Below are 26432 nucleotides of genomic sequence, written 5' to 3'. Positions count from 1 at the left end.
CCGACGGGCGCCCGGCGGCGCCGGAACTGGCTCGTACGCGATCTCGGTACGGTTAACGCCAGTCGGCGGGTTTGCCCATGGGGTTCCGCGGCAGCTCGGCGCCGAAGCGAAAACTCGTCGGGCGTTCGGCGGGCGCCAACCGCGCGGCGACGAATTGACGCAGTTGTTGTTCCAGCGCGGCTTCGTCTGGCTCGCCGGCCGGTACGATGAACGCCTTGAGCCGGCCGTTATCGCCCAGCCGCACGACCGCGCTCGCCACGCCCGCACATTCGCCGAGCACCGCCGCGATCCGGTCGGGATAGACGTTGATGCCGCCGACTTGTACCGCGTGGTCGCGACGCCCCAAGAGTTCGATGCGGCGTTCGTCGATGGGCCGAATATCGTCGGGCAGCGACACCGGCTGGCCCTCGCGGTCGACGAGCGTAGCCGTGTCGGCGGCGGATGTCAGTTGCCATCGTGACAGGAGCGTGTAGCCGCTGGCAGGCACCTCGCGCAGGCCGATCGCGCCGGTTTCCGAGCTGCCATAAACATCGACCAGGCGCGTCAGCCCGGCCGCGATCAGATCTTCCCCGAGTGCCTCCGGCAACGCGCCACCCGAACTGATGCCGGTGACATCAGCGGGCCAGGGTTTGCCCAGGCGTGCCAACGCGGCCCAGTGTTCGGGCACACCCACGATCAGATCGCCCGCCGCCGGCGCCGGCAGGGTCAGCACCGTGCCGGCGATCACGGGGACGTCTAGGATCGCCGGCAAGATGGCGGTCCAGATCAGGCCATACAGATGATCGGCCGGCACGAGAGCCACGACCCGTCGCGTCCGGGCGAACTGCCGGGCGAGTTCGCGGGCCTCCGCGAGCAGATCGACGGTTGTGTGTGCATGCGGTTGGGGCTGGCCGGTAGCGCCGGATGTGTAAACCGTCAGTCGTTCGATCGGGCGTGTCGCGATGCGTGCCGCCCAGTCGGCACTCGTGGCCGGCGTATCCGGCGCGAACGATAGATCGTCCTGCTGGAAAACCGCCCCGAGCGCGGTCGCTACGCCCATGGTCTCGAGCGAATCCAGGCCCAGAGGATCGGTTGTTTCGTCGCCGAGTGTTCCGGTGGCTTTGGGCTGGCCGATGTCCTCGTCGCGCAGACGGCGCAGCTCGCGTGCGATGACGGCGGTCGTGATCCGGCGGATGGCAGCCGGCGGCAGCGCCGGGTCGCCGGTCATGCGGCGGCGGGCGCGACGCGATCGCGCCCTTCGGATTTGGCGTCGTAAAGCCGGCGATCGGCGACGCGAATGAGGTCGTCGCTCGATCCGTCGGTTTCGCTCAATTCCGCGCAGCCGAGGCTGGCGGTGACGTCGATGTGTCCGCCGGGCACCTCGATTTTCAATTCGGCGATCCGGCGGCGCAGCGTCTGGGCGAGGTCCACGGCCTCGTGCAACGATTTTTCCGGCAACAGCAGAGCGAACTCTTCGCCGCCCAGCCGCGCGAAGATGGCCCGGGCCGGTGTGCAGTCGGCGCCGATTCGGGTCACCTCTTTGAGCACGGTGTCTCCGGCCGGATGCCCGTGTTCGTCGTTGAGCGACTTGAAGTCGTCCAGATCCAGAATGATCAGGGCCAACGGTTGTCGACGTGTCGTGCAGCGCGTGTGTTCGAGTTTCAGTACCTTGTGAAACTGCATACGGTTGGTCGCGCCGGTGAGATAGTCCCGCGTCAGCAGTTCGATCAGGTCGTTGGTTTTCTCGGTGGGTTCGGGCACGTCCCGCAATACCATCGAGAACGTGGGGTTGTCGCTGTCGCCCTGTTCAGCACGCGCGACGAGCAGACGCTGACACCAATAGCGCTCGCCGTTGACGCGTTGTTCCCAGCCCTCGAACAGATGCCAGCCGTCGCGAGTCGCCAGGGCCAGCTGGTCGGCGATCGAAAACGTCATCTGATCGGCGCTGTCCGCTTCGGACAGGACGCTATCCAAGGGGTGGCCAATGACTTGTTCGGCGGTATAACCGGTCTGGCGTTCGAACGAGGTGTTGGCGAACAGCACCGTGCCGTCTCCGGCGATCGTCAATAGGGCATGATCGTTGATCTGGTCGATCAACGCCGAAAACCACGTATCGGCCTGGCGCATCCGTTGCTCTTGAGCGACCTGGGCGCTGATATCGCTCAGGGTGGCGATCAGCTGATCCGGTCCCCGTTTGACCAGCGAGCAGGCCAGTACTTTGGGCTGCCTGCTGCGGTTGTTATAGCCCAGGTCCACCACGATTCGGTGTCCATCGCAGATGGTGCCGTGGGAGTCGACAAAGCTGTCGGCGAAATTCCGGAGCTCCGGCGCGTATTTCTCGGTAGCGCTGAAGAAGTTCTCGACGCCGTACGCACCGGCGAGCGGGAGCAGGTGCTTCATGGCGTGCGGGTTGATGAGCCCGATATTGCCTTGGGCATCGAGCTCCATCAGGCCGAATGGGCACGCGTACATGAAACTGAGAAGATCGTCCTCTTCCGACATGCCAACGATCTCCGATCAGCGTTCGACGAGAATATAGCGGCGTTCGGTGTCGCGCGCCTGTAACAGCCGCAACCGCACGCGCGTGGGGCGCATGCGCAGCGTCAGCACGAACGGCACGATGTCGTCGAGGTCAGGTTCGTCCTCGAATCGCTGGGCGACCATGAAATTGTTCATGCATTGGCCGATGGTGGAAAAAAACGGCGCCCCCAGCACTTGTGCGGGATCGACGCCGGCCATGTTCGCCTCGGTGGCGTTATAGACATCGGCCCGCGTGTCCGGGCGCAGACCGATCACGCCAAACTCAAGCGCGTCGCGATCTTCGGGTGCCATGTTTTCGAGGTCCGATAATTGAATCGTCTCGAATGTGGGCTGGGTGTCGGACATTGAGCGTCTCCTAAAAACGGAATGCGGGCGCTGACAATCGACGGGGTTAAGGCGCCAGATCGGTGGGGGTTCCCGCAGGAACCGGTGCGCCAGGCGATAGTCGAGGCAGCAATTATTACCCGTGCCGGAGTTAACGAATCGCCGATAAGCGGGCAAGTTGAGCGATGTCGCGACCCGGGGCGAGCCGGGCATCTGTTATACCGAAAACTGTTGCCCAATTACGTCACGTCCTGCAAACGGATGCAGGCTCACTGAAGGCTGATTTGACTAACATCGGAGCGGCCAACCGCGGCGCGGCCGGCGTTCCGGCCCGCGCACCGTGCCGGAACGCCGATGCGCATTACGCTTTCGATTTTCGGACCGGCAATACGGAGTCGGTCGTGCTCACGGTCGTCCAGCCTTGCCGGCCGTAGCGCTGAACGGGCTCGCCGGTAGGGCCGACGCGATATAGAAACAGCCATTCATGATGGACCAGTTGCTCGATCGGCTCGTGGGCCTGGACGATATCGGCGATGGCCTCGGCCGGCGCTTCGATGAATACGCTCAGGCGCAGCGGTTCGTGAACCCAGCGTTTACCGTCGCTCAGCGACTGCAGCGACAAGCCGATGCGCAGATCGCCGCCATTGCCCTCGAATAGCCCGATGTGGCCGCCGGCCACGTTGTGCAGCGTTTTATTGCCGCTGCCGTAGATCCGGTTGTCGACGGTCGAGGCGTAGTACTGGAAATTGATCCAGTGCGCCACGATCATCGGCGCGGTCATGATCGACTCGAGAATCTCGTGCTGCGGGTCTTGCGTCGCCTCGTATTCATGCAAAAAGGCGCGGCCCGCAAGATTCAGCCCGCGGGTGCGTCGGCGCGGGGCCACGATCAGGCTGGCGTTGCGCGCCAGCCCCCACTCCGGGCGGACCTGCGACCAGTCTTCGGCACGTTGCTGGAAGTCGGCATAGCCCATGCCATCGGCGTCCGTCTCCGGTTCCAGCTGGGCTCGGCGCTCATCGTTCGCACGTTCGCGCGCCTCGGCCAGCCAGCCTTCGAGCCGGTCGATAAGCTCGGCATGCCGCGGGCCCGGTTCGTCGAGATCGAACAGGGTGATGTGGTCGGTGGTCGTGTTGTGCAATGCGGCGACGAAGCGGGTATCGGACGGCACCTCGATGCCATATTCGCGCAGGCTCTCGCGCACGGCCGGCTCGTTCAACAGCCCGGTGACCACGCGGGCGTTGATTTCTCCCGAATGGCCGCCGCAGGCACCGCAATCGAGCGCCGATTGCTGGGGATTGTTACGGGTCTGGCTGGCGTGCCCGGCGAGCATCACGATCGGGGCGAAATTCTGCGTCAACGACATGCCGCGCAGGATGCCGGCGGCCAGCTCGGTTTTGCGTTCGGTGGATAGCGGCCCGTCGTCGTCCGTAAGTACCAGCGTGAGCGGATCGGGCTCGCTGACGGTGGTCGCCGCGCTCGAGTGGCTACCGGATTGATGCAGCAGGCCGTTTTTCAAGAGCTTGAATGCATAGAACAGCCCGGTGGACTCGACGTAGGAAAACGTCGACGTGCTGCCCCAGCGAAAACGCCGGCTGATATCGCCGACGTGCAGGCCACGGATGGCCGATGCACCCCGCCGATGGGTGTCGTCGTCGCCGTGCCGGCTCTGCTGAATGACCCGCAGACTCGGGGCGAGCAAGCCGGGCACCTGCGCCTGTGATACCGCACTGCCGAGCGGCTGATAAGCGATTGGCGCACCGAAAAAGCCGGCGAATCCCAGCGTATGGATATCCGGGTTCGCGGCTTCCAGGGCGCGACGAAAGACTTCCGAGCGGACGTCAATGCAAAAGGCCGCCTGCACCGCGGGCCTCGATGCGGTCGGCGCCGCCTCGGCGTGCGTCAGGTCGTCGATGAGCGGACGCTGGTATCCCAGTTCGAGAGCGCGCAGCCAGATCCAGTCGAGACGCTGGTCATGCGCGTGATCGGCTTCGATCGCCTCGGCCCGTGTGAGCGCGTGCCGCCAGCCATCGCGCAGCCCCTCGTCGGCCAGCCACCGATACAACACCCAGTCCCAGGCGAGACGGATTGCGAGCAGATCCCGCAAGGCGGTGTTCTCCTGTCCGGCGAGTTCGGCCTGCCAGGCAAGATAGGCACACCAGGATGCCCAGCCGTTCACGCTCATCAGCAGCGCGTGCAGATAAGCCTCGATCGCGCCGGCGGGCACCGACATGGCGGCAAGCGCCGTCCGAATGAGCGCGTCCGGGTTGTCCGGCAGATCCTTGAAGCGTTTTTGCAGGCCGGGCTCGCCCATGAGGATCGCAATGCCGCGATCGCGTACGACATTGTGATGCCAGGCCGAATACAGTTCGTCGGCCCGCGTGCCGGGCCAGTCGCCCTGGCCGCGATCGAATTCCGAAGCACACAGCTGGCTGATCTCGTGGACGATTTCCTCTGTCCAGGCCGTGCGGTGGGCCAGATCGCGGATTTGATCGAGCTGATCGGCCACCAACGGCAGACGCGCGGTACAGGAGGGCCGGTCGAGATGGGCGACCAGCGTATCCACCGCGAGCGTCGAATCGGCTTCGCGACAGGCGGCCTGTAGATCGGCACGCGTGATGCGGCCGTTCATCCACTGCTTGCGCAGGTAGGTGCGGTCGGGGAGTGCTCGGGCGCCGCCGCGGGCCGCCACCCGGGCCGCAGCCTGCTGGATCGGCAGCCCGCGCAAGGGCCACCAGGGATTGACCGCCACCGATTGGTCGAGCGGCCAGGCCGGCGCAATCTGAGCGCAGGCGCCTGCGATGGCCCGATCGATGGCCTCGGCCGAAGGCGCGGCCGTCGGGCGGCGCGTTGCGGTCGTGTCAGGGGTCGTCACGTCATTCATGCGCCGTACTCCGAGTTGGGGATGCGGGGGCCGTAGCCAGGGGAGCGCGCGTGGGGAGCCGGGGCGGCCAGATCACGAGCGTGAGCCGCGTGAATAATTGGTCCAGATAAAAACCGCCGTACACATGCGGGTGCAACCAGGCCAGGCGGCGTGCGCCGCCGCTGGTGCTCAGCATGGCGCGAACGACGAACAACAGGCCGAAGGCGAGTGTGATTCCGGCTTCGCTGATCGTCGACGGCGCGACCCGCGCGGCCGGCACCCAGAACGTGGACAGAAAAGCCCACAGCAGATAAAGGCCGGCGATCGCCAGCGCGCCGGCACCGGCCCGCAGCAGCAGATCGCGCGACCCGCTGGCCTCGCCGATCAGGGACGCCAGCGCCAGTATGAGGACCGAGAACACCGCCGGATGGCCACGCCCCAGCCCCGGGATCGTGAACAGCGCCAGGATCGCAAGGCCTGCCAGGCCGGCAATGACGAACCAGCGGGCCGGCGAGGGCTCGGTACCGCGCGGCGTGTGCTCGCGCTGGGCCGAGGTGGCTACCATTTCGCCCGCGCTGAGAAAGGAATAGGCCTTATAGAACGAATGGGCGAGCAGATGCAGAAGCGCCAGGTTATACAGGCCAAGCCCGCACTCCATGAGCATGAAACCCATCTGGGCACAGGTCGACCAAGCCAGCATCACCTTGATGCTCACGCGGGTGGTCATGATCAACGCGGCGATCACGGCCGTGGTGGTGCCGGCGATCACCAACAATGCCTGAGCCAGACCGGCGTGCACCATCAACGGTGCGAAGCGGATCATCAGGAACCCGCCCATATTGACGATGCCGGCGTGCAGCAGGGCGGATACCGGGGTCGGTGCCTCCATGACCTGAATCAACCAGCCATGGAACGGTAACTGCGCACACTTCAGGATCGCCGCGCACGCGATCAAGGCGGTCGCGATCGTCAGGCCCGGCGTGAACGCGGCCGGATCGACCCGCGCGAACACGCGGTCCATTTGAAAGCTGCCGTAGTGAACGCCCACCACGACCAGACCCACGAGAATGAAGGCGTCCGCCATTCGGCTGATGAGGAATTTCTTGTGCGCGGCCAGCAGCGCCTGCGGGCGTTGCTGGTAGTACGTGAGCAGCTGATGCAGACAAAGACTGGTCGCCACCCAGGCCGCGCCGAGCCATAACAGCTGATTGGCGATCACCAGGCTGGAAATACTCGCCAGCGTCGCGCAGAACCAACGCCGGTAAATATGCTGATCCGGATCATTCGCCGTCGGGTCCCCGGCCAGATAGCGACGCGAAAACGTCAGGATGACCAGGCCGATGAAGCTGATCAGCCCCAGCATGGCCAGCGTCACCGGGTCGACACGTACGCTGGGAGCGAAGCTCGCCGGCAGGGGCCAGGGGATTCGGGCGACTTGTGTCGAAGCTTGAGTGGTAAAGACATGAATCAGCACGAGCGCCAGCGTGAAACCGATCGCAGCGCGGGCACAGACCAGTGTGGCCGGCCACCGGGCCCAGGTTCGCCGATGCCCGGACGTCAGGGCGGCCCACAGATAAAGGGTGGGCACGCTGATGGCAAAAAAAGCGGTCGCTGAGTTTTCGCTAACGTGCATATTGGCCGATCCGATAGAAAACTCGCATAGAGTAGAGCGGGCCTTCGTTCAATAAAAATACTTATTTATGCACGTTCCATTCTGTATTATAGAACGATGCCGCGATTGAACTATCATCATCTGTATTACTTCTGGCGGGTTGCCAAGCAAGGCAACCTTACGGAAACCGCGGCGCGCCTGCATTTGTCGCAGTCGGCGTTGTCCACGCAGATCAAGAAACTCGAAGCCTCGCTGGGGCAACCCCTGTTCGAACGTGTCGGGCGCCAGTTGGAACTCACCGAGGCCGGTCGTGTCGCCCTGGATTACGCCGAACCGATCTTCACCCGGGGCGATGAGTTGCTCGCCACCCTGCGCGAGGGCCGCGCTGCGGCTCGACAGGTGGTGCGCATCGGCGCCATGGCGACGCTGTCGCGTAATTTCCAGGAAGGTTTCATCGCGCCGTTGATGGACCGAAACGATATTTCGCTGGTTCTGCAGTCCGGCCGGCTCGACGACCTGCTGGGCCAGTTGAGCACGCATCGGCTCGATCTGGTGTTGTCCAACACCGATCTGCGCAGTACCGCCGAAACACCGTGGCGTAGCCGACGTATCGCGCGTCAGGCGGTGAGCGTGCTCGGGCGGCCGCGCGCGCAACCGTTCCGGCTGCCCGACGATCTGGCCGATGCTCGGGTTCTGTTGCCCGGCGAGCACAGCGAAATCCGGACCGCGGTGGATATGTATTGCGAACATTGGGGCCTGCGTCTACATATTCTCGCCGAAGTCGACGATATGGCGATGCTGCGTCTCATGGCGCGCGATTCGAACGCCGTCTCGATCATGCCGCCCGTGGTCGTTCGCGACGAGATCGCCGACGGCACGCTGGTGGAATACGGGCGGTTGCCCAACGTCCACGAGAACTTCTATGCCATCGGCGTGAAGCGTTATTTTCAGAACCCGCTGATCGAGAAACTGCTGGCCCGAAGCTCGGACGAACTGATCCGCGATTGAGCCCGGCCGCGCGCCTGTTGGCGTGCTGCGTTGACTCAGGTCAACGTCGCGTCGGCACCGGCTCCGCAATATGGACCGGGCGACGGGCGCCGCACCGCGTGAGCCGGCAAGACCTGCCGTGCGGCGTGCTGTCCGCCGCGCGCAGTTCGTTCACCGAGTCCTTCAATGACATCAACCCCTGCCGTTCGCAGCGCCGAGACCGCCGTTCGCATCACGCGCCAAGGCATTTCGCTATCGGCCGACGTCATCCGGCCGGCCGTCGGCCTTCGCGGTACCATTCTGTTCGCGCACGGCAGCGGGAGCAGTCGATTGAGCCCGCGCAACCGCTGGGTCGCCGCGCGCCTCGTCGACGCCGGGTTCGCCACGGTCCTGCTCGATCTGCTGACCCCGACCGAGGATCGAGTCGACCAGCGCACGCGAGAATTCCGGTTCGATATCCCGTTGCTGGCCGAGCGCCTGGAATGGGCCACCAACTGGTTGCGCAAGCAGCACGGCATCGGCGAATTGCCCGTCGGCTATTTCGGCGCCAGTACCGGCGCCGCTGCGGCGTTGATCGCCGCTGCCCGGCAGGGCGAGCGGATCTCGGCGGTGGTGTCGCGCGGCGGGCGTCCGGATCTGGCGCACGGCCATCTGGCCGCGGTCCATGCGCCGACGCTGCTCATCGTCGGCGCGCAGGATCCGGAGGTTCTCGAACTCAACCAGACGGCAGCCCGACACATGCCCGGCCTCGTGAAGATCGAAATCGTGCCCGGTGCCACCCATTTGTTCGAAGAGCCGGGTGCCCTGGAAACCGTCAGCGATCTGGCCCGGGATTGGTTCCGGCAATATATGGTCTGACGTGATCGGGGCGACGCCGGCGACTTAGAGCCTATTCCAATAGGACGGCGTAGGCTGCGGCGCCCGCTCGGGCCGCAGGGGTAGGAAGGGGCGACGCGGTGTGGTGGCGCCACACAAGGCGCCCCTGACACCGCCCTGGGGCCCGAGCGGGCGCCCCGGAGGGCGGGTCTGAGCGCGCACCCGGCGGTGTTGCGGCCTCCTGACGTGAAATGACCACGCGGCGTCGGCCGCGCCTAGCCGGGCACACGCTCAGACCAGCGCAGCCCCCGACGTCCTATTGGAATAGGCTCTTAAGCGACGTGCTGCATCGCCTCGCGCGGGTAGCGAACGATCTGGCCGCCTTTGGCCGGGGCAAAGGCCACGCCGCGCGACAGCCAGGCTTCGCCGCGTTGGTTCGTCGGCTCGATCACATGTTCGGTCAGCAGCGTGCGCAGGACGACCTGTAATTCCATCTGCGCGAAAGCGGCGCCGATACAACGACGAACGCCGCCGCCGAACGGAATGAGTTCGTAGGGATCGGGGCGTTTCTCGATAAAGCGTTCGGGCCGGAATTGCTTGGGCTCGTCGAACAGCCGCGGATCGGTCTGCACCAGCGAGATCGCGATCATCAGGTGCATGCCGCGCGGCACCCGCCAGCGGCCGATGGCATAACCGTCGGTGAGAACCTGGCGGAAGGTCATCGCGATCACCGGGCGCGTGCGCTGCACTTCGTTGATGAACGCGCCGAGCAGGGCGTCGTCGCCGGCATCCAGCGCGGCCACCAGTTTGGCCATGAATTCGGGATGGCGGCGCAGGCGCTCGATCGCCCAGGCCAGGGTGGTGGCGGTGGTTTCGTGGCCGGCGGTGAGCAGGGTAATGAGTTCGTCGGCGATCTCGTCGTCGGTCATCGGCGCGCCGTCGTCGTAGTGAGCGCCGATAAGCATGGCGAGAATATCGCTGCGTGCCGCGATGTTTGGATCGGCTCGCGCCCGCTCGATCAGCCGGCCGACGATGGCATCGTATTCGGCGCGCATGCGGTTGAAGCGGCCCCACGGCGCATAGCCGAACAGATCCCACTCGGGGATCGGCGTGGCGGCCAGGATCGAGCCGAGTTTGACCATGCGCGGCAGCAGGCGGCGAAGCGCATCCAGATCCTCGCCCTCGGCGCCGAATACCGTGCGCAGGATGATGTTGAGCGTGATGGCGTTCATCGCCGGCAGACTGGCCACGGCCTTGCCGACGGGCCAGTTCGCCATGCCGGCGCGGGCTTCGGCGGCCATCAGGGTACGGTATTCGGCCAGGCGATTGCCGTGAAACGCGGGCGTGAGCAGTTTGCGCTGCGAGCGGTGCGACTCGCCGGAGCGGGCGAACAGCGACCCCGAGCCCATGACGCGCCCGAGATTGGGTTCCATATTGCCGAGATCGGTCGGATCGGCCTTGAAGATCTGGCGCACCTCGTCCGGCTCGCTGATCACCAGGCATTTGCCGAACAGGGGGAGTTTGAGCGTGAAATCCGGCCCGTATTGGGCGCGGCGTTCGTCGAGCGACATCGATTTGCTGCGATCGAACGAGGCCATGAGCATGCGCAGCAGAAACGGGGCCCGAGGCCCGTCCGGCAGTCTATGGACCGGGTCGCTGGCGTTGTGGGCCGTATCTCCATGCATCAGGCAGCTCCGGAGCGCGCGTGGTTTGACGCTACACCGGGCGAGACGCCAAATCAATCATTGCTCAATGTAAAGGTTATTGATTAATGCCGCAAAATGCTGATTTTTATTGCGATAATCCAGTGGCCTGTCGCCCCAAAAATCCGCCCCGCATCGCATCAAATTGGCATACACTCGACGAACGCTGGGCTCGAAAGTAGCCGCCGCGCCCGTGTGACGGCTGAGTTGTCCACCGCGGACCGGCGGGCGAGCCGCCAGCGAGGATGAGTCACCATTTGCTGCTGAATGAACAGCCAGGAGTCTGTGTCATGAGTAAGGGAATGGATCGAAAGAAAATGGCCAAGAAAAAACCGACCCGTACTTTGAAGGAGAAACGTGCGGCCAAGGCTGAAAAAGCCGCGCAGAAAGCTTCGGAGTGATCGGTTGTAATCCTGCGGGGCCGGCGGGACACAGCCGGCCCCGGTTTGCATGGCGGGGCCCCGGAGGACACTGCGCCATGTTCGAGACGGAGTCGCCATGAGATGGAAAGGCGTCCACCACGTCGAGTTCTCGGTGCTCGACTATGACGAATCGATCGCTTTTTTCGATCGCATGTTCGGTTGGCTGGGCTACAAGAGCTTTTGGACGCTGGATATCGGTTATCGCTCGACCTATTACATGGCGCGTTTCCCGCTGTTCCACAGCTACATCGGGATTCAGCCGGCGTCCGGCGGGACTCGCCTGCACGCGAGAAATCATGCGCCCGGCATTCACCATATTGCGCTCTGGGCGAAAAATCGCCGCGAGGTCGATGCTTTCCACAACGAGTTTCTGCTCGAACAGCAGGTCGAGGTCACCGAGCCACCGGCCGAGTATCCGGTCTATACACCCGGGTATTACGCTGTATTTTTCGACGACCCGATCAGCGGCATCCATTTCGAACTGAGTCATACGCCGCTGTTGCCGTCGCCAGCCGCCTGGCGGCGTTGGCGACGTGCGCTAAAAACAGAATGGGCCCGCCATCCCCAATGGACGCGACCGCCATGGCAGGCAGCCATGCGACGGTTGCCATCGAAGAACGAGCAGCGGCGATGATCGCGCGGCGCCGGTTGGGCTTGTAAGATCTCGACCGAAACCCTTGAGGCTCTAAATACGTAGGCTATGGCCGTCGCAAGCCGACAATTGCCTGCTACGTTTTGACCTGTGACCCAGAGCCCCTGTGCCCGTCCACGTGCCGACGAGCGATATCGCCCCGGTACGCGACCGTCTTGCACGATCACGATGTGTTACCCGCCGCCTCAATCCTTCCGATATCCGTGCCGATGTTATTGAAAAAATATCTTGTATTGCTGTGGGGCTCGTTGGGCGTCGCCAGCGCCGTTGTGATGCCGGGCGCCATGGCGGCCACGTTGACCCCGGGACTGACTCTCGGGGCGACTTACACCCAGGACGTCTTCAGCAACGTAAGTGGCGGTATACGACGGGGCACGGCGGCGCCGGGCGCCGTCAATCTCAGCGCCGGCATCGACGGCCGGATCTGGGGCGGATCTGGGGCGGATCGGACGATAACCGGTTGTATTTCGATTATCTGGGCACGCTGGGCAGTTCGATCTCGAATGATGTAGGCGATCTTCAGGGCCTGGATAACATCGAGGCCTACGATACGAGCAAGCTGTACTCGGCCTGGTATCAGCACGATTTCGGTCAGTCCGGCGTGATGCTGCGAATCGGCAAGCAGGACTGGAACGCGCTGTTCGATACGCTCGATGCGGCCGGGGTGTTCATCAACAGCTCGTTCGGGCTGGATGCGACCACGGCCGTATCGAACGTGTCTCAGTATCCGACCACCGCCGTCGGGGCGGTGGCGCGCTGGCAAGGCGATAGTGGCGCTTACGCCATGGCCAGCGTGTTCGACGGCACGCCGGGTCTGCCGGGTCATCCGGCCGGAACGCATATCGCGTTTCATGCGCACGACGGGGTCTTCACATCGGCCGAAACGGGCATGACCGGCGGCGGCGACAAGCCGTACAAGCTGGCCGTCGGCGGGTGGTATCAAACCGCTGACTACCACGACCCGGCGGGCCGTTTGCGCGATCACGACAGCGGTTTTTATATCATCGGGCAGGATCGGCTGATCGGCGGCCCGGCCACGCCTAAGGTGGATGTATTCGCCCAGATCAGCGGGACGCAGAGCGACCGCAATCCGTTGAATCGTTATCTGGGGGCCGGTGTCGATGTGACCGGCCTGGTGCCCGAGCGTCCGGACGATGTGCTCGGGCTGGCGGTCGCCCGGGCGCATGCGGCCTCGGTGTATCGCGATGCCACGCCCGATACCAACCGCGCCGAGACCGCGATCGAGCTCACATATCAGCTGCCGGTCAATCAATACGTGACGCTCCAGCCCGATATGCAGTACATCGTCCATCCGGGCGTGGATCGTTCGACCGGCAATGCCACGGTGGTCGGGTTACGGGGCCAGCTGACCTGGTGAGTCGGGCGGTACTAAAACCGCTAGATCGGTCAGGGCGTGTTGCCGCACGATGATGTCGAGCGATGCGCGCCGCCGGGGTCAGAGCATGAGCGCGTCGCGGCTCACGTCGTTGATATGGGCCGGCTTGTCGCCCGGCTGGCGGACGATCAGGATCGAGCGGCGGCTGTGGCGGACCACCTGTGCCGCGGTACTGCCGAGCAGCACATCCCAGTAGACCGGGTTGTGCGACGCCATGATGATCATGTCGACATTGTAATGCTCGCCCCGGCTGACAATCGTGCGCGGCACCGGTCCGATCCGGACTTCGATCTCCCAGGCCACGGCATCGCCGAGCTCTTGTTCGGCCAGCCGTTCGAGCTGGACGCGCGCGACGCGCCCCAGATTGTTCATTTCGTCGAGACCGATGAACGGCAGCACGCCCACCGATATCTCGGGAATGACAGTCAGCAGAATGACGCGCGTGTTTTTTGAGTCGGCGATGCGTTTCACCGCTGCGAATATGCTTTCGAAAGCGGATTCCTGATTCAGGTCCAGCGGCACGAGCAGGGTTTGCGACATGATGAATTCTCCGGGCCTTGATGTTTTCAGTTTCGCGCCCGGGGCGGCGCGGTCGATTGATGCGGATCAACTGCGTTTCGATCGGGCCCGGTAATGTGTGATGAGGGCCGTTCGCCGACCTGCAGCGAGCCTGAGGGGCGTCGGACAACCGGGAGCGGATGCTTATACTGGGACGTGATTTGCGGAAGGTGAGGCGTCATGCCGGAAGCCGGTGATCCAGAAGTGCGGGATGCGCTCGTGGTCGGTGCCGGCGCGACCGGGCTGGCGGCGGCCTGGTCGCTGGCCCGAAACGGCCGGCGGGTGGCGCTGCTGGAGGCGTCGCCTCGGATCGGCGGCAATCTGCACAGCGAGCGCGCGGGCGAATGGCAGATCGAGCACGGCCCGAATACGGTGATCATGAAGCCGCCGTTCTATGCGCTGCTGCAAGAGCTGTCGCTGCTCGACGAAGCCCGGCCGGCCGACGACGCCAGCCGCAAGCGTTTCATCGCGCTCAATGGTCATCCGGTCCCGCTGCCGACCCGGTTATGGAACGCACCGGGCAATCCATTGCTGGGCTGGCAAGGCTGGGCGGGGCTGTTGCGCGAGCCGTTCGTCGGCCGCGGGCCGTCCGACGAGGAAAGCCTGGCCGACTTCGTAACGCGGCGCCTGGGCCCGCGCATCATGGATCGCCTGGTCGATCCGTTCGTCTCCGGGGTCTATGCCGGTGATCCGCAACGCTTGTCGGCCAAGGCGGCGATGCCGCGGCTGGTGGCGCTCGAACAGGCGCATGGCTCGTTGATTTGCGGCGGGTTGGCCCGGTTGTTCCGCGGCGCACGACAGGGCCCGGCGGTGCCGCGCGAATGGCGCGGTCGGCTGTTGAGTTTTCCATCCGGGCTGCAGCGCCTGGCCGAGCGGCTGGGCGAAGTGATTACGGCACGCCCGAATGCCACGCTGGCCTGCAATTGCCGGATCGAGCGCATCGCGCGGGAAGACGACCACTGGCTGGCCGAGGACGATGCCGGTCGCCGCTGGCGCGCGCGCGAGCTGTTGCTTGCTGTGCCGGCGCATGTCGCGGCGCGTCTACTGGCGCCGGTCGACGTAGCGTTGGCCGAGCCGCTGGCCGAGATCGTGTATCCGCCGGTGAACGTGGTGTCGCTCGGTTTTCGTCAAGCCGACATCGGGCATCCGCTCGACGGGTTCGGTCTGCTGATTCCGCGTGTCGAGCAGCGCCAGACGCTGGGCGTGCTGTTTCCGTCGTCGTTGTTTGCGCATCGTGCGCCCGAGGGCCATCACCTGCTCAACGTATTCCTGGGCGGGCGACGTTCACCGCAGATCACCGAAGAAGACGATGCAACCCAGATCGGCCAGGCGATCGCCGATCTGAGTGATCTGTTGCATATCCGGGGCGCGCCGGTGTGGCAGCGCGTCGTACGCTGGCCGAGGGCGATCCCGCAGTACGAGATCGGTCATCTGGATCGGGTGGCGGCGATCGATGCGGCATTGACGCATCATCCCGGGTTGTCGCTGGCCGGCAACTGGCGCGACGGCATTGCGGTCGGCGACTGTCTTGAAAACGGACGTCGGCTTGGCGAGCAGATCGCCGCGCGATAACAGACGCTCGTGCTCGGCCGTGCTTGCCGCCTGGGATCGGACGTGGATCAATACAGACGATGCCCGGCCGGCGCCCGCCGTCGAACCGGGCCGCAGTGCCGGAGGAGTTCGCCATGCCGCGTTTTGCCGCCAATCTCAGCCTGATGTTCAATGAAGTCGAATTCATGGCGCGCTTCGAACGTGCCGCGCATGCCGGCTTTGCCGGCGTCGAGTTTCTGTTTCCTTATGCCTGGGCGGCCGACGACATCGCCGGGGCGCTCGAGGCCCACCGGCTGACCCAGGTGTTGTTCAATGCGCCGCCCGGCGACTGGGATGGCGGCGAGCGCGGGCTGGCGGCGTTGCCAGGGCGCGAGGCCGAGTTTCGTGCCGGCCTGGACGACGTACTACGCTACGCCGAGCGGCTCGACTGCCGGCGGGTACACGTCATGGCCGGCAACGTGGCCGATCTGGCTGCCGCCGAGGCCATGCACGCCACCTATCTCGACAACCTGGCCCATGCAGCGGATCGATTCGCTGCATACGGCATCACGGCGTTGATCGAGCCGATCAACAGCCGTGACATGCCGCATTATTTCCTGACACGTCAGGCGGCGGCGCACGAGATCGTGGCCGAGGTCGGCGCCGATAATATCGCGGTGCAGATGGATTTCTATCATGCCCAGATCATGGACGGCGATATCTGGACCACGTTCCGGGCCGGGCGCGACAATATCGGCCATATCCAGATCGCCGGCGTGCCGGAGCGCAACGAACCGGACGACGGGGAACTCAACTACCCGTGGCTGTTCGAGCGGCTCGATGCGGCTGGTTATAACGGCTGGGTCGGCTGTGAATATATCCCGCGCGACGACACCGAATCCGGTCTCGGCTGGTTCGCGCCATGGCGCCGCCGTTGATCGGCGCGACTCGGCAAAGGCCGTTCGAGGCGATCGGCTGAACGGCGTGCCTACCCGGTTGATGCGGGCATCACGATGCCGTGATCAGGCCCTGGCGCCGCGTTGTTCCCGGCGCCACTGCTTGTGGCGATACAGGACGGCGTCCGCGGCTTCCACGAGTTCGTCGGCGGTCGCCCCGTCTTCGGACAGGCTGGCGGTACCGACGCTCAGAGCCGGCAATGTCGGCCGGCCGCGTGCGGCCCGGTCGATGGCCTGGGTCAGTCGTTCGGCCAGCCGAATTGCTTCGGTCTTGCAGGTATTGGGCAACACGGCGAGAAACTCGTCGCCCCCGTAACGACCGAGATGATCGGTTTTGCGCAACGTCTGGGTGATCTGTTCGGCGATCCAGACGAGGGCACGGTCGCCGGCGCCGTGGCCATAGGTATCGTTGATGGGCTTGAAGCGATCCAGATCCAGCACCAGCACGCTGAGCGGATGACCCCGCTGGCGATGGTTGGCGAGCTCGATATCCAGAACGCTACGGATACCGCGTCGATTGAGAACATGCGTAAGGGCGTCGTATTCGGCCTGGGTCAGCAAATCCCGCTGCGTGTGTTCCCAGCTTTCCACCATGGCGTTGAAGCGCTGCGAGAGCCGCGTGAGTTCATCATTGCCGACCGTCGGCGCCCGAGCGCCGAATTCGCCGGACTCCAGACGTTCGGCAACGCGATTGAGCGCGCGTACCGGGCGTAGCAGCGAATACACGAATACGCCGATCAACACGATCGCGAACAACAGGGTGGCCGCCCAGGCCCAGATCAGCCGCACGATCTGGGCATGACGCTCGTGTTCGGCCCGCTCGTAGCGCGACTTGATGGCCTGCGTGAGTTGTGCGCGCGCCTGCTGAATATCGTCGATCGATCGGGCCAGTTCCTGCTCGGACGGCGCAAGACGCGGCGTCTCGCCGCTCAGGGTATGGGGCTGGGTCACGAGATGCTCCACGGCCGGCCGCGCTTTGTCCCATGCCGTGCGTGCGGATTCCACGAGATGCGCAGATAGATCCGGATTCGCCTCGGCCCGGCCCATTCGTGCGAACGTGGTATCGATGCGGGCGGCCAGGGTTTGGGTATTCGACTCGGGCTGGCCGGTTTCGGCCTCCAACCCGTCGATGCGCGCGCTTTGCAGGTAATACTCGAGCGTTGTCAACGGCATGAGCGTATCGATCGATTCCTGCACGCTTTCCCGGAAGGCGCTCTGTTGTGCATCGAGTACGGCGACGCTCACGATGCTGAGTACGCCGAGCGGCAACAACAACAGAACGAGCACGGCGATCGTACGCCGTCCCACGGAAACACGACGCAAGGCGGACTCGACGCCAGTCAGAGCATTGTGCCGTAGCGCCATCATGCCGTGTTTCGGGCGGTGAGCATCACTGCATTATCCCACTGCCGCGGCGTGCGGGGGCAAATAGCCTGTCTCGAAGCGTCGGCAACGGCAGGTCAGGACGCCGCTGGCGTACGCTCGCCACGCGCATCCGGAGAGTTTCGCATTGATCGTCCAGCGGGGGCGCTACAAGGTGGGGCCACCATTCACCGCGTGCGGCTGTTCGCATCGGACGGCTGCGCCTCCCACGGGAATACGAACCATGCCCGAACTCGGACTGGCCACGATCGATACGTCGGTGCAGGAAACCAATCGCTGGCTCGATGCCCTCATGTCGGAGCTGGGCACCCACGACAAGCAATATGCCTTCCAGACGTTACGCGCCGTGCTGACCACGCTGCGCGATCGATTGCCGCTCGATCAGTGTGCCCGCTTCGGGGCCCAGCTCCCGCTGTTGATCCGCGGGCTCTATTACGAAGGCTTCGTGCCCGCCGACGTGCCGAAGAAATACCGCCGTGCCGACGAGTGGCGACAGGCGATCGCCCGTGCCGGTACCCATATCGGCGCCGAGCAGGCCGGCATCGCGTCGCGCGCCGTGTTTCGTGTGCTCGATCGCGAACTCGACGCAGGCCTGATGAACAAGATCGGCGAGTCGCTGCCGGACGATATTCACGCCGTCGTGCTGCACTGATGCCGACGCGGTGCCGAGCCGGCACGGCCTGCGATGTAGCATGAGGCTCTGTATTCGCTAGCCGGCGGCATCGTGGCTTCATCCTCGACTCGTGATCTGACCCAGGGTTCCATCGTCCGGGCGCTGCTCGCGCTGGCAGTGCCGATCGTGTTCTCCAACCTGCTGCAGACGGCTTATCAGCTGATCGACACGTTCTGGGTGGGTCGCCTCGGCGCGGCGGCCGTGGCCGCCGTGTCGCTCAGTTTTCCGGTGATCTTCTTCCTGATTTCGCTCGGCCTGGGGCTGGCGATCGCCGGCACGATCCTGGTGTCGCAATACACCGGCCGCGGCGACCGGGCGCAGGTGAACCACGTGGCCGCGCAGGCGCTGGTGGGCGTGCTCGCTATTTCGTTGATCGTGGCCGTTGTCGGCGCAATCACCGCGCACTGGGTGGTGCTGTTTCTCGGCGCCCGCGCCGAGGTGCTGCCGCTGGCGACGATCTACATGCGGGTGTCGTTCGTCGGCATGCCGTTTCTGTTTGCGTACGTGATTTTCCAGTCGCTGATGCGCGGCGTGGGCGACGCGCGCACGCCGTTGTACATCGTCTCCGGCACGGTGGTGCTCAATTTCATTCTCGACCCATTGTTCATCCTCGGATTTGGGCCGGTGCCGGCGATGGGGGTGGCCGGGGCGGCGCTCGCCACCGTTATCACCCAGGGGCTGGCGGCGGTCGTCGGTCTGTGGATGCTGTTTTCGGGCCGCTACGGCATTGCGTTGCGAGCGCGGCATCTGGTGCCCGACATCGCCACGCTCTGGCGCTTGTTCAAGCTCGGTGCGCCGTCGGGGGTCGAGCAATCCACCCGCGCGCTCGGGTTGATGCTGATGACGATTCTGGTGGCCGGGTTCGGCACGCATACGCTGGCGGCCTACGGCATCGGCACGCGAATGCTCAGCTTTGTGATCATCCCCGCGTTGGGTCTGTCGCAGGCGACCTCGGCGCTGGTGGGGCAGAACATCGGCGCCGGGCGTGTCGACCGGGCCGAGCGCACGGCCTGGCTTTCGGCGTTGATTGCGGTGGTCGTGCTTACGGCAATCGGCGTGCTGGCGTTCTTCTTCGCCGTGCCGATCGTACGGGCGTTCGTGCCGCAATCGCCGGCCGTGATCGCCCAGGGCAGCCTGTTCGTGCAGATCACCGCTTTCAGCTATGGGCTGATCGGCGCCCAGCAAGTCATCACGGGCGCATTTCGCGGTTCGGGCAATACCGTCGTGGCGATGATGATCGCGCTCGTTTCGCTGTGGATGCTGCAATTCCCGCTGGCCTGGCTGTTGTCCACCCACGCCGGGCTCGGGGCGACCGGTATCTGGATTGCCTATCCGGTACAGAACACCATCACGGCGGCGATCGCGGGGATCTGGTTCGCGCGTGGCGGTTGGAAACGAGCCCAGGTGATCGAGTCCGATCCGATCGAGGCGGAGGCCGCGGCCTATCGGCCGGGCCAGGTCACGCAGACGACGCTGCGCTGATGGCTGTCTGCCAGAACGTCACGGCCGCGCGTGCGAACCCGCCGGGCCGGGCCTCGTGGTATTGACAGCCGCGCGAGCGCACCGTAATTTCTGGGCCAGTTGTAATCGGATGCAGGCAAAGCCGCACGCCATGCTGTTCAATCTCGTCAACGTACGCGTCGTAGGCGCCCTGGTGGTACTCGTACCCGCCGGGGGTTTTGGCGTGCGTGAAAGGATGAGATAAACCGACATCCGACAATCAGGCACTCCGAAGCCCCCGGCACCGCAAGGTTCCGGGGGCTTTTTTTTGGCCGCTCGACAAACGGACGACTCGTGGACGACAAGCAATGAACGCAGCACAGCAGATCCTGGAGATTTTCGAGGCCCACGGCATCGATACCGTGTTCGGCTACCCCGGCGGATGCATCATGCCCCTCTACGATGCGCTGGTGGATAGCGCCGGGGTTACGCACGTGTTGTGTCGGCACGAACAGGGCTGTGCGCTGGCGGCCGACGGCTATGCGCGATCCAGCGGCCGGGTCGGCGTGGCCATTGCCACTTCCGGGCCGGGCGCGACGAACCTGATTACCGGTGTGGCCAACGCTCATCGCGACTCGGTGCCGATGGTGGTGATCACGGGGCAGGCCCCGTCGGCGCTGATCGGCACGGACGCGTTCCAGGAAGTCGACGTGCTCGGCATGACGCTGGACATCGTCAAGCATAGTGCGCTCGTCACCCGGGCCGAGGAGGTCGGGCCGGCCATCGACGAGGCCTTGCGCCTGGCTGCCAGCGGCCGGCCTGGTCCGGTGTGGATCGATATCCCGAAGGATGTGCTGCAGGGCGAGGTCGCGGCGATGGCATGGGCCGAGCCCACCGAGCCCGGGCGCGCGCCCGGTGGTGGCGCTGCTCTTACCGACGTGGCGGCCATCGTCGATATGCTGCGCCGGGCGCGCCGGCCGTTGTTGTACAGCGGCGGTGGCGTGAGCCGTGCCGGCGCCGAAGCGGCGTTCCGTGCGTTTGCCGAAACCTCGGGGCTGCCGCATGTGCACAGCCTCAACGGCATCGGCAATGCCGGGCGGGCGCATGCGGAGGATCTGGGCATGCTTGGCATGCATGGCTCCAAGGCGGCCAATCAGGCCGTCGATGCCTGCGATCTGTTGTTGGTGGTCGGGGCCCGGCTCGACGATCGTGCGACCGGGCAGCTCGACGGATTCGCGCCGAACGCGCGTCTGATCCATCTTGATATCGATGCTGCCGAGCTGAACAAGCGACGCCGCGCCGAATTGGGGCTACGCGGCGACTTGGCGCCGATGTTGACGGCGCTGACGCAGACGCTCGCCGACCGACCGCTGGCGATCGCGGCCTGGCGACGCCGCTGCCGGGACTGGCGCGCCCGCGACGGGTTTGCCGCGACCCGGCCGGCCGACCCGCGGGCGCCGATCGGCGGCCCGGCTTTCGTGCGGGCGCTGTCGGATGCGGCGCCCGCCGATGCGATCGTGGCCTGCGACGTCGGCCAGCACCAGATGTGGGTGGCCCAGCATTTCGCCTTCGATGCGCCGCGCCATCATCTGAGCAGCGGCGGTCTCGGTACGATGGGCTACGGCCTGCCGGCGGCGATCGGCGCCCAGTTCGCGCATCCGGCGCGGACCGTCATCAATATCGCCGGCGATGGCTCGTTCATGATGAATGTGCAGGAACTGGCCACGATCCGTCGCCACCGCCTGCCGGTGAAGATCGTGGTGGCCGACAACGCCTGTCTGGGCATGGTGCGCCAGCAACAGGAGCTGTTCTACGACAACCGCGAAAGCCAGATCGATCTGGACGACAATCCCGATTTCGCCGTGCTCGCCTCGGCTTTTGATATTCCGACACATTGCGTGACGCGCATCGGGGAGATCGATGCCGGCTTGCGGGCGTTGTTCGAGGCGCCCGGGGCGGCCCTGCTGCACGTGGCGATCGATCGCGCCGACAACGTCTGGCCGACCGTCGCGCCCGGCCGGGCCAATCGCGACATGCTGCACGCCGTTCCCGCCGCCATGCCGGCGGCCACTGCCGAGGCCTGAGTCATGTCCGAGCCGAAGACCGCCGCAATACATCGCTTGATCTGCCGACTCGATTTCGAACCGGCCGGTCTGGAACGACTGTTTCAGGTCGTGCGCCGTCGCGGATTCGTGATCGAGCGCGTGCACGCGGCCCATGAGGCGGATCAGCTGCATGTGGACCTCACGGTCTCCGGTGCGCGCTCGGCCGAGACGCTGCGTGCGCAGCTGGAAAAGCTTCATGTCGTGCGCTCAGTGCAACGGCCGTTGGACCGATGTTTCGTGGTGGAATCCCGCTCGGCTTGATGTCGCCGCGTCGACGTGGAGTGCGCGGAATGCTGTTGTAAACTGGACGGACGACGCCTTCGATAACGCCCCCGCGGGGCCCGGCGTAAAAATCAGGTGAACAGGCTGACGAGGGGGATCGTGATGAGCCTGGCAGCGGATGCGCGTCGCACCACGGCGCATGCAGCGTTCTGGATGATGACGCGCCGGGTCACGATTCTGGCGGCGAGCGTCGATATCGTGTTCTTCGTCTTTTTTCTATGGGCCGGTTCGCCCTTGCTGGCGTGGTTGAATGTGCTGAGCGTCGGGCTCTATGGGGCGGCCAACCGACTGCTCGTATGGCGATGGAATCGCAGCGCGTTGTTGCTGATCTGGCTCGAAGTAATCGGCCATGCCGTCATCGGTAGCCTCTGCGTCGGTTGGGACGCCGGGTTCAACTACTACCTGTTAATGTTTATTCCCGCGATCATGGTCAGCGGCGACTGGCCACGGGTGGCGGCGCCGCTGGCGATGTTGTTCGCGATCTACCTCGGACTGCATGCAGTGTCGAATCAACTCGGCCCGCTCGTGCCGATCGATGACACCGCGCTCGCGTTACTCAACGTCTTCAACGTGTCGATATTCTTCGCGATGGCGAGCTATACCGCGCGGTTCTATTATCTGCTCGTGCGGCGCACCGAGGGGCGCCTGCGCGAACACGCGACCCGGGATACGCTGACCCAGCTGTTCAACCGCCGCCATCTGCTGGAGATCGCCGAGGGCGAGCTGGCACGCGCCCGGCGTGACGACACGTCGTTGTCGTTGGTGATCGTGGATATCGATCACTTCAAGCAAATCAACGACGAACTCGGGCATGATGTCGGCGACCGGGTACTTGTTCACGTCAGCGGGCTGTTCCAGGCTTGTTGTCGCGCGTCCGATACGGTTGCCCGCTGGGGTGGCGAGGAATTTCTGTTTCTGCTGCCGAATACCGACATTGAAGCCGCGCTGGACTTTGCACGGCGCGTGCGCGTCGCTGTGGCACGTCATCCGCTGGTACCGAAAGCGCCAACCGAGGTGGCCTGCACCGTATCGCTCGGCGTGGCCAGCCTCGCCCCCGGTGAAACGCTGGAAGCCGCCATCGTACGGGCCGACCGAGCCCTGTACGAAAGCAAGATGGCCGGACGCAACCGGGTGACACCGGCCCCGGCCGCGGCGCCCGAAGTGCCGCTGGGAGAAGACCTCGCCTGTTGAAGCCGCGTGGCGTGGCCCGCGCCGCCAAAAGGTGGCCGCTCCGGCCCCGTCGCCGCATCGGCATAGACATCGCACGACAGATACAGCACGCCCCAAGCAACATGCGGGCCAGGTTGAGATCGGGATCGTCAATGGTGATCGTGAACGCGACGCGGTCGCCGGCGGGCGTTATCGGTCTGGTCGCCTGCCTGCTTGTGTAGACTCATTATCCGGAAGCCCGGCGGTCGCCGCCCCGGGCATGGAAGTGACCCATAGGCCGCTACAAGGAGAATGCCGGTGTCGCCGGGTGAACGTATCGAAACCGTGATCGAGCGCTTGATCTATGCGTCGCGCTGGGTGCTCGCTCCGATCTACCTCGGGCTCAGCCTCGCGCTGGTGGCGTTGGGCATCAAGTTTTTCCAGGAAATTCTCCACGTGCTGCCGCATATCCTGGCCATCAAGGAGACCGATCTGGTGCTGCTCGTACTCACGTTGATCGATCTTGCGCTCGTGGGCGGCCTGATCGTGATGGTGATGCTGTCGAGCTACGAAAGTTTCGTCTCGCGGCTCGACCTGGCCTCGGATTCGGACAAGCTCGACTGGCTCGGCCGGATGGACTATACGAGTCTCAAGAACAAGGTCGCGTCTTCGATCGTCGCGATCTCGTCCATCCATCTGCTCAAGATCTTCATGAACACGCCCAACGTGGCCGAGTCGAACCTCATGTGGTACGTGATTATTCATATCACGTTCGTCGTTTCGGCGTTTGCCATGGGGATACTGGACAAGCTCACGCGGCATCACTGACCGTTCGTGCCACCGGCGCCGAACAGGCCGTTGGCACGGGCTTCACGATACTCGCGGCGCGTCCAGCGGCCGTTGCGATCGCGGTCGTAGGCGCGGAACAAACCGTCGTAAAACTCCTTTGAGTCGATCTCGCCGTCGCCGTTGCTGTCCCAGTCGCTGAATTGTTGTTTCTTGAACGGCAGCCGCTCGAATTCGTTGCGTTCAATCAACCCGTTATCGTTGCGATCCCACCGGGCGTAGTCGTGGATCTGACCGTAGAGCTCTTCTTTCTTGATATGCCCGTCGTGGTTGTGATCCAGCGAATCGAAGGAGGGCGCGGCGAGTGCCGGACCGGCCGCCATGATCAGCAGGGTCGGCAGGGCGAGATAGGAAAAACGAGACATGACGAAACGTCTGTGCGAATGAGGCCCCGAGGCTAGCCCCGGGGAATGCCCTGCAACCATCCGGTAGAGCACGGGTAGGTCCAGGGTAGGGTTCGGCGTGATGCTGGCCCGGTATTCACCTGCGGCATAACTTCAGGAGTGCATCATGGCGATCAAGCCGAACGACCGACAGCGCCGGGAAGAAGACCCCATCAAGGACGATCCCTCGCGCCCACGGCGCGGAAGCCAGGACGAGACGAACCGTCACAGTGACGGGCCGGCCGATCCGCACGACGACGAGCCCGGTAACGACGACGACCGTTGAGTGAACGGGGTGGTATATTGCGCGCCGATTGCTCAGGAAATAGGTAGCCAAGGACGGGCCGATGCCTCTCGACGACCATCAGCGCCGCGCCTTTCGCGCACTCGCCGGCGAAACCGAAGGCATCGACACCGAGGTCTATGCGCGTTTCGACAAGGACCCGCTGGAGCCCATCATCGGGCTCGGGCGGCCTAATGCGCGCATCGGTTTTTTCGGGCGCGATCCCGGGCGCGATGAAGTCCGCTACGGCGAGCCGTTCATCGGGGCCGGCGGCCAGCTCGTGCGCCGCACGATCTACGAATATCTGCACGGCGAGCCGATGCCGGATTTCGAGACATCGCGCGAACTCGGCCGCGAGTTTTTCTGGATCAACACGGTGCCCTACAAACCGGTGGGCAACAAAGCCTGGTCGATGAAGGTCAAGCGGCGTTTTCATCCCTTGATGAACGCGTTGCTGATCGAGCAATGGCAGGGCCGCTCCCTAATCACGCTCGGGCGTGAAGCGTTTCTCTGGTTCGGTATCGACCAGTCGAAAGCCGAGCGTCAGCGCATCGAAGCGTTCTGGAAGAGCGCGGATCGCTTCGAGTCGTCGATCGACGTCGCGCTGGCCACCGAAAAAGGGACGTCCGCGACGTTTACGCTTTACCCGCTGCCCCATCCGTCGCCGTTGAACGCGACCTGGTACGCACGCTTCCCCGATCTGCTACGGGGACGCCTGCGCGCGCTCGACGCCCGCCCCGACCGGCTGGCGCTCGACGCGGCGCGCTAACGGCGCCGGCCGGCCCGGACGGATTGCGGGCGACTCAGTCGGTGCCCTGGGTCAGGGCTTCGGCCACTGCGGGCGCATCCTGGAAATGCCGACCCTCGAACGAGCGAAGCCGCGTCAACAGTTCTTCCGGGGCGTCGTTGCCGGCCGCCACGCCGGCCAGTTCGCCGCCGGTGGCAGGGAACTCGGCGCCTTCGAGATAAGTGGCGACCTGGGTCGGATCGTAGGCCATGTCGGATTCCTTTTGCGTGGAAATGAAGCGTCTTCTATCCGACCAAGTCGGAAGCGCCGCCACAACCGGGGAATCTACCGATCGATCTACGAGTCGGATTGCTCGTGGGGCACCGCCCGCCAGTGACCGTCGTCGCGGTGTTCGAGCAACAAGTCGCGGGTGAGCGTGTCGCTGCCGTTCGGCGTGACCAGGTCGTAGCGCACGCGCATGTCGTAGTCGCCGTCGTCGAGGCGTTGCTGCTCGAGCACCGTCACATGTTCAACGCGGACGTCCTTCGGATCGGGTGATCCGAGCGCCCGCAGCAGATGGACGGCCGAATCGCCGCCGAGCGTGCTGGCCAGCGAATCCACTTTCGATAGATCGGATCGAACATTAGCCTGGATGGCTGCTCGCAGGTCGTCGCCGCTCGGGCCGCGGGCACAGCCGGCGGTCAGGGCGAACAGGGCAACGAGAGTGGCTACAAGTAAACGACGCGTGTACATCAGGCAATCCGCATCGAGGGATATCCCGTCACTTTGAACGGGCTTGTCTGCACGCTGCATGAACTGTCGTGG

At 64.7% G+C, this 26432-nt stretch carries 25 protein-coding genes; 14 read left to right on the top strand and 11 right to left on the bottom strand.

Annotated features, from left to right (window positions below):
* Positions 1–52: 52 nt before the first annotated feature.
* The 5 genes from C41B8_RS06375 to C41B8_RS06355 all read right to left on the bottom strand — a co-directional run bounded on the left by C41B8_RS06375 (position 53) and on the right by C41B8_RS06355 (position 7337).
* Positions 53–1207 (bottom strand): AMP-binding protein, encoded by a 1155-nt coding sequence (locus C41B8_RS06375; protein WP_037335636.1) that lies wholly within the window; start codon positions 1205–1207, stop codon positions 53–55.
* A complete protein-coding gene (locus tag C41B8_RS06370; protein ID WP_037335634.1) occupies positions 1204–2481 on the bottom strand; it encodes a diguanylate cyclase in 1278 nt (425 codons plus the stop codon). The genes C41B8_RS06375 and C41B8_RS06370 overlap by 4 nt, the downstream gene beginning before the upstream one ends.
* A 15-nt stretch (positions 2482–2496) precedes the next feature.
* Complete coding sequence (locus C41B8_RS06365) at positions 2497–2865, bottom strand: phosphonate transporter (RefSeq protein ID WP_037335628.1); 369 nt, start codon at positions 2863–2865, stop codon at positions 2497–2499.
* A 340-nt stretch (positions 2866–3205) separates the two neighbouring features.
* Positions 3206–5725, bottom strand: a complete 2520-nt coding sequence (locus C41B8_RS06360; RefSeq protein WP_051883178.1) for a YbcC family protein — start codon at positions 5723–5725, stop codon at positions 3206–3208.
* Positions 5718–7337, bottom strand: a complete 1620-nt coding sequence (locus tag C41B8_RS06355; protein ID WP_051883177.1) for an NADH-quinone oxidoreductase subunit L — start codon at positions 7335–7337, stop codon at positions 5718–5720. The genes C41B8_RS06360 and C41B8_RS06355 overlap by 8 nt, the downstream gene beginning before the upstream one ends.
* 96 nt (positions 7338–7433) lie before the next feature.
* On the opposite strand from C41B8_RS06355, the gene C41B8_RS06350 reads away from it, so the two are divergent.
* Both C41B8_RS06350 and C41B8_RS06345 read left to right on the top strand, forming a co-directional pair.
* The gene (locus tag C41B8_RS06350) at positions 7434–8324 is read left to right on the top strand and encodes a LysR family transcriptional regulator (RefSeq protein ID WP_037335626.1); all 891 of its coding nucleotides are present in this window, start codon (positions 7434–7436) and stop codon (positions 8322–8324) included.
* Between the two features lie 165 nt (positions 8325–8489).
* Complete coding sequence (locus C41B8_RS06345) at positions 8490–9161, top strand: dienelactone hydrolase family protein (RefSeq protein WP_084188592.1); 672 nt, start codon at positions 8490–8492, stop codon at positions 9159–9161.
* A gap of 290 nt (positions 9162–9451) precedes the next feature.
* Here the strand turns inward: C41B8_RS06345 and C41B8_RS06340 are convergent, their stop codons facing one another.
* Complete coding sequence (locus C41B8_RS06340; RefSeq protein ID WP_051883176.1) at positions 9452–10804, bottom strand: cytochrome P450; 1353 nt, start codon at positions 10802–10804, stop codon at positions 9452–9454.
* A gap of 516 nt (positions 10805–11320) precedes the next feature.
* Here C41B8_RS06340 and C41B8_RS06335 point away from each other — a divergent pair.
* On the top strand, positions 11321–11878 hold the full coding sequence (locus C41B8_RS06335; RefSeq protein WP_037335624.1) for a VOC family protein: 558 nt from the start codon (positions 11321–11323) through the stop codon (positions 11876–11878).
* A gap of 124 nt (positions 11879–12002) precedes the next feature.
* On the top strand, positions 12003–13274 hold the full coding sequence (locus tag C41B8_RS06330; RefSeq protein ID WP_084188590.1) for a carbohydrate porin: 1272 nt from the start codon (positions 12003–12005) through the stop codon (positions 13272–13274).
* Positions 13275–13352: 78 nt separating this feature from the next.
* Here C41B8_RS06330 and C41B8_RS06325 read toward each other — a convergent pair whose 3' ends face one another.
* On the bottom strand, positions 13353–13832 hold the full coding sequence (locus tag C41B8_RS06325) for a universal stress protein (protein WP_037335621.1): 480 nt from the start codon (positions 13830–13832) through the stop codon (positions 13353–13355).
* Positions 13833–14030: 198 nt separating this feature from the next.
* On the opposite strand from C41B8_RS06325, the gene hemG reads away from it, so the two are divergent.
* Together hemG and otnI are read left to right on the top strand one after the other, a co-directional pair.
* Positions 14031–15422 carry a protoporphyrinogen oxidase gene (gene hemG, locus C41B8_RS06320; protein ID WP_051883175.1) on the top strand — a complete coding sequence of 464 codons (1392 nt, stop codon included), beginning with the start codon at positions 14031–14033 and terminating at the stop codon, positions 15420–15422.
* A gap of 113 nt (positions 15423–15535) precedes the next feature.
* Positions 15536–16318, top strand: a complete 783-nt coding sequence (gene otnI / locus C41B8_RS06315; RefSeq protein ID WP_037335786.1) for a 2-oxo-tetronate isomerase — start codon at positions 15536–15538, stop codon at positions 16316–16318.
* A gap of 84 nt (positions 16319–16402) precedes the next feature.
* Here the strand turns inward: otnI and C41B8_RS19470 are convergent, their stop codons facing one another.
* A complete protein-coding gene (locus C41B8_RS19470) occupies positions 16403–17659 on the bottom strand; it encodes a GGDEF domain-containing protein (RefSeq protein WP_198025077.1) in 1257 nt (418 codons plus the stop codon).
* Between the two features lie 283 nt (positions 17660–17942).
* On the opposite strand from C41B8_RS19470, the gene C41B8_RS06305 reads away from it, so the two are divergent.
* The 6 genes from C41B8_RS06305 (at position 17943) to C41B8_RS06280 (ending at position 24196) form a co-directional block, all read left to right on the top strand.
* On the top strand, positions 17943–18371 hold the full coding sequence (locus C41B8_RS06305) for a DUF2267 domain-containing protein (protein WP_037335620.1): 429 nt from the start codon (positions 17943–17945) through the stop codon (positions 18369–18371).
* 72 nt (positions 18372–18443) lie between these two features.
* Positions 18444–19874 (top strand): MATE family efflux transporter, encoded by a 1431-nt coding sequence (locus C41B8_RS06300; protein WP_084188588.1) that lies wholly within the window; start codon positions 18444–18446, stop codon positions 19872–19874.
* A 326-nt stretch (positions 19875–20200) separates the two neighbouring features.
* Positions 20201–21916 (top strand): acetolactate synthase 2 catalytic subunit, encoded by a 1716-nt coding sequence (ilvG, locus tag C41B8_RS06295; protein ID WP_037335616.1) that lies wholly within the window; start codon positions 20201–20203, stop codon positions 21914–21916.
* Between the two features lie 3 nt (positions 21917–21919).
* A complete protein-coding gene (locus tag C41B8_RS06290; RefSeq protein WP_037335612.1) occupies positions 21920–22198 on the top strand; it encodes an ACT domain-containing protein in 279 nt (92 codons plus the stop codon).
* A 123-nt stretch (positions 22199–22321) separates the two neighbouring features.
* Complete coding sequence (locus C41B8_RS06285) at positions 22322–23410, top strand: GGDEF domain-containing protein (RefSeq protein WP_051883172.1); 1089 nt, start codon at positions 22322–22324, stop codon at positions 23408–23410.
* Between the two features lie 294 nt (positions 23411–23704).
* Complete coding sequence (locus C41B8_RS06280) at positions 23705–24196, top strand: TIGR00645 family protein (RefSeq protein ID WP_037335780.1); 492 nt, start codon at positions 23705–23707, stop codon at positions 24194–24196.
* Here C41B8_RS06280 and C41B8_RS06275 read toward each other — a convergent pair.
* Complete coding sequence (locus tag C41B8_RS06275; protein WP_037335609.1) at positions 24190–24579, bottom strand: EF-hand domain-containing protein; 390 nt, start codon at positions 24577–24579, stop codon at positions 24190–24192. The genes C41B8_RS06280 and C41B8_RS06275 overlap by 7 nt on opposite strands.
* 145 nt (positions 24580–24724) lie before the next feature.
* On the opposite strand from C41B8_RS06275, the gene C41B8_RS20415 reads away from it, so the two are divergent.
* Complete coding sequence (locus tag C41B8_RS20415; protein WP_156962442.1) at positions 24725–24883, top strand: hypothetical protein; 159 nt, start codon at positions 24725–24727, stop codon at positions 24881–24883.
* Between the two features lie 61 nt (positions 24884–24944).
* Positions 24945–25649, top strand: coding sequence for a uracil-DNA glycosylase family protein (locus C41B8_RS06270; protein WP_037335607.1), 705 nt, complete (start codon positions 24945–24947; stop codon positions 25647–25649).
* Positions 25650–25683: 34 nt separating this feature from the next.
* Here the strand turns inward: C41B8_RS06270 and C41B8_RS06265 are convergent, their stop codons facing one another.
* Together C41B8_RS06265 and C41B8_RS06260 are read right to left on the bottom strand one after the other, a co-directional pair.
* On the bottom strand, positions 25684–25878 hold the full coding sequence (locus C41B8_RS06265; RefSeq protein WP_037335604.1) for a DUF2795 domain-containing protein: 195 nt from the start codon (positions 25876–25878) through the stop codon (positions 25684–25686).
* Positions 25879–25964: 86 nt separating this feature from the next.
* A complete protein-coding gene (locus C41B8_RS06260) occupies positions 25965–26360 on the bottom strand; it encodes a hypothetical protein (protein WP_037335592.1) in 396 nt (131 codons plus the stop codon).
* Positions 26361–26432 lie beyond the last annotated feature (72 nt).

The sequence above is a fragment of the Salinisphaera hydrothermalis C41B8 genome (genome assembly GCF_000732535.1).
Lineage (GTDB): Bacteria > Pseudomonadota > Gammaproteobacteria > Nevskiales > Salinisphaeraceae > Salinisphaera > Salinisphaera hydrothermalis.
This window is presented reverse-complemented; position numbering and strand designations above follow the sequence as displayed.

Coding starts and splice junctions, on each gene's coding strand:
- C41B8_RS06375 (WP_037335636.1), bottom strand. CDS start 1,207: ATGACCGGCGACCCGGCGCTGCCGCCGGCTGCCATCCGCCGGATCACG.
- C41B8_RS06370 (WP_037335634.1), bottom strand. CDS start 2,481: ATGTCGGAAGAGGACGATCTTCTCAGTTTCATGTACGCGTGCCCATTC.
- C41B8_RS06365 (WP_037335628.1), bottom strand. CDS start 2,865: ATGTCCGACACCCAGCCCACATTCGAGACGATTCAATTATCGGACCTC.
- C41B8_RS06360 (WP_051883178.1), bottom strand. CDS start 5,725: ATGAATGACGTGACGACCCCTGACACGACCGCAACGCGCCGCCCGACG.
- C41B8_RS06355 (WP_051883177.1), bottom strand. CDS start 7,337: ATGCACGTTAGCGAAAACTCAGCGACCGCTTTTTTTGCCATCAGCGTG.
- C41B8_RS06350 (WP_037335626.1), top strand. CDS start 7,434: ATGCCGCGATTGAACTATCATCATCTGTATTACTTCTGGCGGGTTGCC.
- C41B8_RS06345 (WP_084188592.1), top strand. CDS start 8,490: ATGACATCAACCCCTGCCGTTCGCAGCGCCGAGACCGCCGTTCGCATC.
- C41B8_RS06340 (WP_051883176.1), bottom strand. CDS start 10,804: ATGCATGGAGATACGGCCCACAACGCCAGCGACCCGGTCCATAGACTG.
- C41B8_RS06335 (WP_037335624.1), top strand. CDS start 11,321: ATGAGATGGAAAGGCGTCCACCACGTCGAGTTCTCGGTGCTCGACTAT.
- C41B8_RS06325 (WP_037335621.1), bottom strand. CDS start 13,832: ATGTCGCAAACCCTGCTCGTGCCGCTGGACCTGAATCAGGAATCCGCT.
- hemG (WP_051883175.1), top strand. CDS start 14,031: ATGCCGGAAGCCGGTGATCCAGAAGTGCGGGATGCGCTCGTGGTCGGT.
- otnI (WP_037335786.1), top strand. CDS start 15,536: ATGCCGCGTTTTGCCGCCAATCTCAGCCTGATGTTCAATGAAGTCGAA.
- C41B8_RS06305 (WP_037335620.1), top strand. CDS start 17,943: ATGCCCGAACTCGGACTGGCCACGATCGATACGTCGGTGCAGGAAACC.
- ilvG (WP_037335616.1), top strand. CDS start 20,201: ATGAACGCAGCACAGCAGATCCTGGAGATTTTCGAGGCCCACGGCATC.
- C41B8_RS06290 (WP_037335612.1), top strand. CDS start 21,920: ATGTCCGAGCCGAAGACCGCCGCAATACATCGCTTGATCTGCCGACTC.
- C41B8_RS06285 (WP_051883172.1), top strand. CDS start 22,322: ATGAGCCTGGCAGCGGATGCGCGTCGCACCACGGCGCATGCAGCGTTC.
- C41B8_RS06275 (WP_037335609.1), bottom strand. CDS start 24,579: ATGTCTCGTTTTTCCTATCTCGCCCTGCCGACCCTGCTGATCATGGCG.
- C41B8_RS20415 (WP_156962442.1), top strand. CDS start 24,725: ATGGCGATCAAGCCGAACGACCGACAGCGCCGGGAAGAAGACCCCATC.
- C41B8_RS06270 (WP_037335607.1), top strand. CDS start 24,945: ATGCCTCTCGACGACCATCAGCGCCGCGCCTTTCGCGCACTCGCCGGC.
- C41B8_RS06265 (WP_037335604.1), bottom strand. CDS start 25,878: ATGGCCTACGATCCGACCCAGGTCGCCACTTATCTCGAAGGCGCCGAG.
- C41B8_RS06260 (WP_037335592.1), bottom strand. CDS start 26,360: ATGTACACGCGTCGTTTACTTGTAGCCACTCTCGTTGCCCTGTTCGCC.